Source organism: Mesorhizobium sp. M7A.F.Ca.MR.245.00.0.0, from assembly GCF_003997415.1.
In the GTDB taxonomy this organism is placed as follows: domain Bacteria; phylum Pseudomonadota; class Alphaproteobacteria; order Rhizobiales; family Rhizobiaceae; genus Mesorhizobium.
The window spans coordinates 29,687-38,347 of sequence record NZ_RZTE01000051.1 but is presented as its reverse complement, the minus strand read 5'-3'; the positions used below and the strand labels follow the sequence as shown (position 1 = coordinate 38,347).

The following is an 8,661-nucleotide window of genomic DNA, read 5'->3' as shown; positions in this document are numbered from 1 at the left end:
CCCTCGCCTCGGTCGCCTCCGAGATGTGCAGTGTTGAGTGGATTCGTCGCGTCGAGGGCTCATGGCTTCGCCTCTCGGATCGCTCGCAAGGTCGCACGGCGTAGTTTGTCCTCGCGCTTGAAGGTCTTCACGCGGTCGACAAGGCTGCCGCTGCTCGGGCACTCCAACTTCGATGAGGCGTATGAGGTCGCGCTCGCGGGCGCAGTACCGCGGAAGCGGGGGTGGGGTCTATTGCGTGCGTCACCTGCGTGGTCGCAAACGGAGGTCGGCTAGTCCGCCGAATGACTTTATCGCCGTAGCTTCCCTACTCCCACTCGATTGTTCAAATAGCGTATAACCCTTTGAAATCGCTGTCAAATATTTTCCAGAACTGCTGAAATTCCGACACTAGAACCGTCAAAAAATTACGCTCTTGATTTCAAAGGGAAAATCGCCACAAAAAATATTTCGAGGTTTCACCAACTATCGGGACCATCCGGGCGATTTTCGAATTTTATGACGTCCACCAGCGTGCCCAAGTCGCCTCAAAAAGTACCGTCGCCTTCTCAACTAGGCATTTTTCATCGCAAAATGAGCCGTTGTCGCGAGTCCGGGTGGATCGTCCGTATGGTCCCGCAACCGCTCCGCTTCTCCGAAAATGCCAAGTGCTTACTAGGTGCGATGAGCCGGCCACCGGCGGGACAGACGGCAACCCTTGCCATTCACCGGACGGGAACTGTGCATTTTTTCCAAAAGCAGGAACATACCTGCATCGCCCAAGTTAGACATCGACGGCATTGGATCACGGATTCTTTCTCGCATTCTCCAGTCTGACAGAGTGCTCCATGATTCTTTGATGCTCGAACCAATGGGCAGGACAATGTACCGCTGTCAGCTTTTCTTATCTGCCTTTGGCCTGATGTTGGCGGGTGGCCTGTCCCCACAGGGCCAAGCCATGGCACAGGCGCCCTGCCCGGCCCACCACGATAAGCTGCTCGCTGTCCTCAAGGCCAATGTGAAAGCGAGCGGCGGACCTGCCAACGGAGGCTTTGAGACCAACGAATGGGCGGCTGTCGTTGCCCGCGACGGCGCCGTGTGCGCGATCGCTTTCAGCGGTCCCACCGCCGATTCCCAATGGCCGGGCAGTCGCCTCGTCGCGGCAGAGAAGGCCAATACGGCCAATGGGCTCAGCTTGGCGCAAATGGCCCTATCGACGGCCAATCTCTACGCGGGGGCGCAACCTGGCGGGCCGCTTTTCGGCTTGCAGGAGACCAATCCGGTCAACCAGGCCGCAGCCTATGCGGGCGATCCCAAAACGTTCGGAAGCGCCAGCGATCCGCTCGTCGGCAAGCCGATTGGAGGCGTCGTTGTGTTTGGCGGCGGGCTTGCCCTCTATGACGGAAAGAGCATCGTCGGAGGCATCGGGGTCTCCGGAGATTCCTCATGCGCCGATCACAATGTCGCCTGGCGTGTTCGCGCGGCGCTCGGCCTCGACAAGGTTCCCGCCGGAGTCAATCCCAATCGCAAGGACGCCATCGTCTACGATCTGGATCCCGGCGGCAAAAGCGCCTCGGGCTGGGGCCATCCGCTTTGTGCCGGCACCGAGGCTGACATCGCGGCGGGGCTCGGCGCCGGCGTGGGAGGCTCGATCCACAAATGAAAGGAAGGCTGCACCCGGCACAGGCGCGCGTTGACGCACGACAAGGCGCCCGCGCATTGGCGATCTGGAATTCTTTTCGGACCTGCATACTCTCGGTGATGCTGCTGGCATGCGGCCCATTCCTGAGCGGTGCCTCGGAGCCGCCATCGGCGGCGGCTATTGCGCCGCCCGCCGCCGCCGCGCCACCCGATGACGGGCAATGGACTATGCCGGCCAAGAACTACGCGTCGACCCGCTTCAGCGACCTGACCGAGATCAACGAAGGCAACGTCAAGAACCTGCAGGTCGCCTTCACCTTCTCCACCGGCGTGAACAAGGGCCAGGAAGCAGCGCCGCTGGTTGTCGGCAACATCATGTATATCATCACGCCCTTTCCCAACATCGTCTACGCGCTCGACCTTTCCAGGCCCGGCGCGCCGATGAAGTGGAAGTACGAGCCCAACCCCGAGCCGGCGGCACAAGGGGTGGCCTGCTGCGATGTCGTCAACCGCGGCGCGGCCTTCGCCGACGGGCGCATCTTCTTCAACACGCTGGACGGCCACACGATCGCCCTCGACGCCAACACAGGCAAACCAATCTGGAACGCTCATATCGGCAACATCAACATCGGCGAGACCATCACCATGGCTCCGCTGGTGGTGAAGGGCAAAGTTTTGGTCGGCAATTCCGGCGGCGAAATGGGCGTCCGCGGCTGGGTCAAGGCGCTGGATGCCGGAGACGGGCATATTGTCTGGACGGCTTATGGCACTGGACCCGACAAGGATGTGCTGATCGGCCCGGACTTCAAGCCCCACTATGACATGGACAAGGGCACAGACCTTGGCGTGACGACATGGCCGCCGGAAGCCTGGAAGATCGGCGGCGGCAATATGTGGGGCTGGATCTCCTACGATCCGGCCTTGAACTTGATCTTCCACGGCACAGGCAATCCAGGACCGTGGAATCCGGATTTGCGGCCCGGCGACAACAAATGGACGTCCGGTATTTTCGCGCGTGATCCCGATACCGGAGCGGCGAAGTGGTTCTATCAGTGGAGCCCGCATGACCTCCATGACTATGACGGGATCAACGAGCAGATCCTTCTGGACATGACCTGGCAAGGCAAGCCGCGCAAGGTCCTCGTCCGACCGGAACGCAACGGCTACCTCTATATCCTTGATCGAACCACTGGCGAGGTGTTGTCCGCCACAGCCTACGGTCCGGTTAATTCCAGCAAAGGCGTCGACCTGAAGACCGGCCGCCTGATTGCAAACCCCGACAAGAAGACCGGCACCGGCAAGGTGGTCCGAGACATTTGCCCGACAGCGTCCGGCCTCAAGGACTGGCAGCCATCGGCCTTTTCGCCGAGGACCGGCCTGCTCTACATCCCCCACAACAATCTCTGCATGGATGAAGAAGGCGTCGAGGTAAACTACATCGCAGGCACGCCCTATGTCGGCATGAACGTACGCATGATCCCCGGGCCGGGCGGCAATCGTGGTGCCTTCACCGCCTGGGATGTTGCCGCCGCGAAGCCGGCCTGGGTCCTGAAGGAGAACTTTCCGGTGTGGAGCGGCACCGTCGTCACTGCCGGCGATGTCGTCTTTTACGGCACCATGGAAGGCTGGTTCAAGGCGGTCAGCGCCAGGACTGGCGATCTCCTTTGGCAATTCAAGACATCGTCCGGCATCATCGGCCAGCCGATAACCTATCGCGGCCCCGATGGGCACCAATATGTCGCAATTCTGTCAGGCGTCGGTGGCTGGGCCGGTGCCATCGTTTCCGGCGACCTCGACCCGCGCGATGCCACCGCGGCACTTGGCTTCGTCAACGCGATGAAGGATCTAAAGAACGCTACCACGGCGGGAGGCACGCTTTATGTGTTCCGGCTGCCTTGATGGATTGGACTTGACCGTACGTCCGGCGCGAAAGGCGTTCCAACGGGTGGCGATCGGCATGGCCGGGCTCGCCTTGTTGCTCTTGCCGGCCATTGCCAATCCACGTGAGTTGAGAGTGTGCGCCGACCCGAACAACATGCCGTTTTCCAACGCGGCCGGTCAAGGCTTCGAGAACAAGATCGCGGAAATCATCGCCACTGATCTCGGCGCCAAGCTGACGTATACTTGGTGGGCGCAGCGCCGTGGCTTCATCCGCAACACGCTGAAGGCAGGCCTTTGCGATCTCGTGCCCGGCACGCCTGCCAATCTCGAAATGCTGCGCACGACCACGCCTTACTACCGTTCGTCTTATGTCTTTGTAACCCGCCAGGACGGCCCGGACGTGGCCTCCTTCAACGACCCGCGGTTGCAAGAATTGCGTATCGGTGTTCAGCTCATCGGCGACGATGGCGCCAACTCGCCGCCAGTCCAGGCGCTTGGCCGCCGCGGCATCGTCGGGCACCTCATCGGCTACCCCGTCTATGGCGACTACTCCGCTCCCAACCCTCCGGCGCGCATCGTCGAAGCTGTCGCGAACGGCGAGATCGATCTTGCCGTGGTCTGGGGTCCGCTCGCCGGCTATTTCGCCCAGCGGCAAAAGGTGTCGCTCCGGATCACGCCGGTCACGCCTCGCATCGACGGACCGCAACTGCCGCTAATGTACGACATCTCAATGGGTGTTCGGCGCGAGGACGATGTGCTGCGTGGCGATGTGAATAGCGCGCTTGCCAGACACAAGGCCCAGATCGACGCGGTTCTGGCGCAATACGGCGTACCGCGTCTGGACATGGCCGGGAGTCCGGCGCGATGAGGCAGGCTCTGGCGATGTTACTGCCCTTGACGCTGGCCCTGGTCGCCTGCCAGCGCGAGGAGCGCGACACGCGACCGCAATCGGCGCTCGGTTCAGGTGAGCAGCCGACGCCCGTGACCACGTTGGAGCCGGGCGGACAGCGACCCTCCCCCACCGATAACAAGGCGGCGAGCTTCGAGGCCAACGCCTTCCACATGAGCGAGGGCAAACGCCTGTTCAGCTGGTTCAACTGCTCGGGCTGCCATGCCAATGGCGGTGGCGGCATGGGCCCGGCGCTCATGGACGAGAAGTGGCTCTACGGCAGTTCGATCGAAAGCATCCACGCCACGATCCGCGACGGCAGGCCGAACGGGATGCCGAGCTTCGGCCAGAAGATACCCGATGACCAGATATGGGAGCTGGCGGCATATGTGCGTGCACTGGGCGGCAACGCGCCCTCCTCCGCCGCGCCGCAACGCAATGACGGCATGATGGTGCATCCCTCGGAAAACCGCCTGCCGGATGCCGCGACACTGGGCAAATCACCGTGAGGCGCCCGGCTTCGATGACCTTCGCTCTCTGTCTCCTGCTTCTGCAGGGATGCGCAGGCTGGCAGTCGGCGCTGGATCCGAAAGGCCCCGCAGCCGACGAGTTGGCTTGGCTGATCTGGTTCTTCACCGCGCTTTGCGCGGTTGTGTGGGTGCTGGTGATGATCGCCCTCGCAGCACCGCTGGTTATGCGATCGCGTCCCGGCGATGAACCCCTCTTACTCGACGAAGCGGCCGAACGCCGCAAGATGCGCGTGGTCGCGTCCGCCGTCGGACTGACCGCCATCATCCTGATCGGACTGACGCTGCTAAGCTTTTTCGCCAACAGGACGCTGGCTGCAATCGGCTCGGAGGCTGTGCTGACAATCAGGGTGACCGGGCACCAGTGGTGGTGGGAGTTGCGCTACGAGGATGCTACGCCGAGCCGCATCCTGACGACGGCAAACGAGATCCATATCCCTGCCGGCGAGCCGGTGCGGCTGCTATTGACCTCGACCGATGTGATCCATTCCTTCTGGATCCCAAGCTTGGCCGGCAAACTCGATCTTATCCCCGGCCACATGAACGTGCTGGATATCAAGGCGGACAAGCCGGGCGTCTACCGCGGTCAATGCGCTGAATTCTGCGGTGCGCAGCACGCCAATATGGGCACCTTCATCATCGCCGAGCCGCGCCCGAAATTCGATGCCTGGCTGAACGACCAGTTGCAGCCGGCCGGCGCGCCGGCGAGCGGCGAAGCCAAGGCCGGCGCGGACCTGTTCCTCAAACGCCCCTGCGTGATGTGCCATAGGATCGGGGGAACGCCGGCCGGCGGAACGGTGGCTCCCGACCTCACCCACATCGCCAGCCGGAAAACATTGGCGGCCGGAACGCTGACGATGAGCCGCGGCAATCTCGCCGCCTGGATAGCCGACCCGCAAGGCATCAAGCCGGGTTCCCACATGCCAGTGGCAGATCTCAACGGCGACGAGCTCAACGCAATCGTCGCTTATCTCGAGGGGCTGAAATGAGCAGCGCCGATGTCACAGGCGACCGCCACATCCCGGAACCAGACCCCGCCAAGGGCGACCTTGCTCCCGAACGTGACGGCCCCCGCGATACCGGCATGGATGATGCCAGCCTGCATCGCTGGCTCGAGCGCACCTGGCGGACGCCGTCCGGCATCGTCGGAGCGCTCTCGAGCGTCGATCACAAGGTGATCGCACGACGCTATTTGATCACCGCTTTCGTCTTCCTTGGTCTTGGCGGTCTCAACGCTGTCGCCATGCGTATCCAGCTTTCGGGACCTCAACGCGGCCTGATCGGGCCCGACCTCTACAACCAGCTGTTCACCATGCATGGCGTTACGATGATGTTTCTGTTCGCCGTGCCCATCGTGCAGGCGACCGGAATCTACCTGGTGCCGCTGATGGTCGGCACCCGCAACATCGCGTTTCCGCGTCTGAACGCGTTCAGCTATTGGATCTACGTCTCGGGCGGCGCTTTCGCCTGGGTGTCCTTCGCCCTCAACATGGCTCCTGATGTGGGCTGGTTCGCTTACGTGCCGCTGTCCGGCCCCGAATTCGCACCGGGCAAGCGCGCCGATGTCTGGGCGCAGATGATCACCTATACCGAAGTGTCGTCATTGGCCGTCGCTGTTGCGACCATCGTCACTGTGTTCAAACAGCGTGCCCCCGGCATGTCGCTGGACAAGATCCCACTCTATGTCTGGGCGATGCTGGTCACTTCCTTCGTCGTCGTCTTCGCGATGCCGGCGGTGATGATCACCTCGACTTTCCTGATCCTTGACCGCCTGGTCGGCACGCACATCTTCAACCCGGCGGAAGGTGGGGATGCTCTGCTGTTCCAACATCTCTTCTGGTTCTTCGGTCATCCGGAGGTTTACATCATCTTCCTGCCGGCGACGGGCATGGTGTCCGCGATCATTCCTGTTTTCGCCAGGCGACCGACATTCGGTCATCTCGGGCTGGTCCTGTCGCTGATCGCAGTCGGCTTCCTGTCGTTCGGGCTCTGGGTTCACCACATGTTCGCCACGGGATTGCCTAAGCTCGGCGCCAGTTTCTTCACCGCATCCAGCATGCTGATCGCCATTCCAAACGGCGTGCAGATCTTCTGCTGGCTTGCAACACTTTGGGACGGCCGGCCGGTGATCCGGACGCCATTGCTGTTCGTCTTCGGCTTCTTCTTCATCTTCGTCATCGGCGGGCTGACCGGTGTCATGCTCGCCTCTGTGCCACTGGATCTTCAGGTGCACGACACCTATTTCGTCGTCGCGCATTTCCATTACGTGCTGATCGGCGGCTCGGTGTTCCCGCTGCTTGGCGCGACTTATTTCTGGTTCCCGAAGATCACCGGCCGCATGATGAGCGAACGCCTCGGGCGGTGGCATTTCTGGCTGGCCTTCATCGGGTTCAATGCGGCCTTTTTCCCGATGCATCTCGTCGGCCTATGGGGCATGCCACGAAGGGTCTATACTTATCCGGCCGAGCTTGGCTGGGGCAACATCAACCTTTTCATCTCGGCAGGGGCGCTACTCTTCTTCCTGAGCTTTGTCCTGTTCACCTTCAATCTTGTGCATGGCGCGTTGAAAGGCACCTCGGCCGGCAACAATCCGTGGGACGCAGGAACCTTGGAGTGGGCAACATCCTCGCCGCCGCCGAGCTATAATTTCGCACGCATTCCCATCGTCACCCATATCGAGCCGCTCTGGGCCGAGCGGGAGGCGCTACCTGTAGCGACCGGGCTCCGCATCGATGCGCGCGAACTCCTCATCTCGACCGTGGCCGAAGCTTATCCCGATATTCGCGAGAAATCGGCCGCCCCTTCGATCTGGCCGCTTTTTGCGGCGCTAGCCGTCGGCGGCACGTTTCTCTATTCGATCTTCACGCCCTGGGCGATCGTCTGGGGCGCCGCGCCGATCGCCATCACGTTGATCGGTTGGTTCTGGCCCAAGGGCCATCCGGAGGACCAGGAATGAAGCAGCGCGCCGCCGCCGATCTTTCTGGCCTGCCGACCTTCGGGCACGGTCCGCGCAGCCCCACCTGGTGGGGCACGCTCGGCTTCATGGCGTTGGAAGGTACGGGTTTTGCGCTGGCAGCGGGCGCATATCTCTACCTTGCGCTGTCGTGGCCAGCATGGCGGCTTAGCGCACCGCAGCCGAACCATTGGCCCGGAACGATCGTGACGATTTTGTTTGTCGTCAGCCTTGTGCCCAACCACGTCCTCCACCGCCACGCCAAGCAATGCTCCATGGTTCCGGTGCGGATCGGCCTGGTGGTCATGTCGCTGCTCGGCATCGCTCCGCTCGTCGTGCGCTGGTTCGAATTCCCCGCCCTCAACATCTATTGGGACACCAACGCCTATGGATCGATGCTCTGGGTGCTGCTTGGCCTGCACACCACGCACCTCATAACCGATGTCGGCGACACCATCGTGCTGACAGTGCTGATGTTCACGCGCCACGGCTATAGCGGCCGGCGCTTCGGCGATGTCGGCGACAATGTCTTCTACTGGGATTTCGTGGTCCTGACCTGGATCCCGATCTACGTGCTCATCTATTGGGCGCCGAGGCTAGGCTGAGATGCGAGCGTTGCGGTTGGGAACGTCCTGGGGTGGTCTTCTGTCAGGTCCGCTGGCCTGGGCGGTCTCGACACAGCTGAATTATGCACTGGTGCCTTGGCAATGCAACCGTCAGGTGCCAGTCGTGCTTCCCGTGGCGCTGCTGCTCGTCTTGTTGTCGCTGCTCGGCGGGGCGCTGTCGTGGCGGGG

At 62.0% G+C, this 8,661-nt stretch carries 7 protein-coding genes; all 7 read left to right on the top strand.

From position 1 onward, the window contains the following. The first annotated feature begins 934 nt into the window (after nt 1–934). The 7 genes from EOB80_RS30715 to EOB80_RS30685 are packed head-to-tail and all read left to right on the top strand — an operon-like array spanning nt 935 to nt 8,472. Nucleotides 935–1,639, top strand: a complete 705-nt coding sequence (locus tag EOB80_RS30715) for a heme-binding protein (RefSeq protein ID WP_127331660.1) — start codon at nt 935–937, stop codon at nt 1,637–1,639. Next, the gene (locus EOB80_RS30710; RefSeq protein ID WP_127331656.1) at nt 1,636–3,516 is read left to right on the top strand and encodes a methanol/ethanol family PQQ-dependent dehydrogenase; all 1,881 of its coding nucleotides are present in this window, start codon (nt 1,636–1,638) and stop codon (nt 3,514–3,516) included. Before EOB80_RS30715 ends, EOB80_RS30710 begins: the two co-directional genes overlap by 4 nt. Further along, a complete protein-coding gene (locus EOB80_RS30705) occupies nt 3,497–4,366 on the top strand; it encodes a substrate-binding domain-containing protein (RefSeq protein ID WP_127331654.1) in 870 nt (289 codons plus the stop codon). Before EOB80_RS30710 ends, EOB80_RS30705 begins: the two co-directional genes overlap by 20 nt. Then, nucleotides 4,363–4,896: a c-type cytochrome gene (locus EOB80_RS30700; protein ID WP_127296112.1), complete on the top strand. Its 534-nt coding sequence runs from the start codon at nt 4,363–4,365 to the stop codon at nt 4,894–4,896. Before EOB80_RS30705 ends, EOB80_RS30700 begins: the two co-directional genes overlap by 4 nt. Before the next feature lie 14 nt (nt 4,897–4,910). Then, nucleotides 4,911–5,903 carry a cytochrome c oxidase subunit II gene (coxB, locus tag EOB80_RS30695; RefSeq protein ID WP_127331652.1) on the top strand — a complete coding sequence of 331 codons (993 nt, stop codon included), beginning with the start codon at nt 4,911–4,913 and terminating at the stop codon, nt 5,901–5,903. Beyond that, nucleotides 5,900–7,870, top strand: a complete 1,971-nt coding sequence (gene ctaD, locus EOB80_RS30690; RefSeq protein WP_127331650.1) for a cytochrome c oxidase subunit I — start codon at nt 5,900–5,902, stop codon at nt 7,868–7,870. Before coxB ends, ctaD begins: the two co-directional genes overlap by 4 nt. Then, nucleotides 7,867–8,472 carry a cytochrome c oxidase subunit 3 gene (locus EOB80_RS30685; RefSeq protein ID WP_127331648.1) on the top strand — a complete coding sequence of 202 codons (606 nt, stop codon included), beginning with the start codon at nt 7,867–7,869 and terminating at the stop codon, nt 8,470–8,472. The genes ctaD and EOB80_RS30685 overlap by 4 nt, the downstream gene beginning before the upstream one ends. Nucleotides 8,473–8,661: the final 189 nt, after the last annotated feature.

Bases quoted from the DNA above. Each gene is read 5' to 3' on its own strand.
- EOB80_RS30715 (WP_127331660.1), top strand. From the start codon at position 935: ATGGCACAGGCGCCCTGCCCGGCCCACCACGATAAGCTGCTCGCTGTC.
- EOB80_RS30710 (WP_127331656.1), top strand. From the start codon at position 1,636: ATGAAAGGAAGGCTGCACCCGGCACAGGCGCGCGTTGACGCACGACAA.
- EOB80_RS30705 (WP_127331654.1), top strand. From the start codon at position 3,497: ATGTGTTCCGGCTGCCTTGATGGATTGGACTTGACCGTACGTCCGGCG.
- EOB80_RS30700 (WP_127296112.1), top strand. From the start codon at position 4,363: ATGAGGCAGGCTCTGGCGATGTTACTGCCCTTGACGCTGGCCCTGGTC.
- coxB (WP_127331652.1), top strand. From the start codon at position 4,911: ATGACCTTCGCTCTCTGTCTCCTGCTTCTGCAGGGATGCGCAGGCTGG.
- ctaD (WP_127331650.1), top strand. From the start codon at position 5,900: ATGAGCAGCGCCGATGTCACAGGCGACCGCCACATCCCGGAACCAGAC.
- EOB80_RS30685 (WP_127331648.1), top strand. From the start codon at position 7,867: ATGAAGCAGCGCGCCGCCGCCGATCTTTCTGGCCTGCCGACCTTCGGG.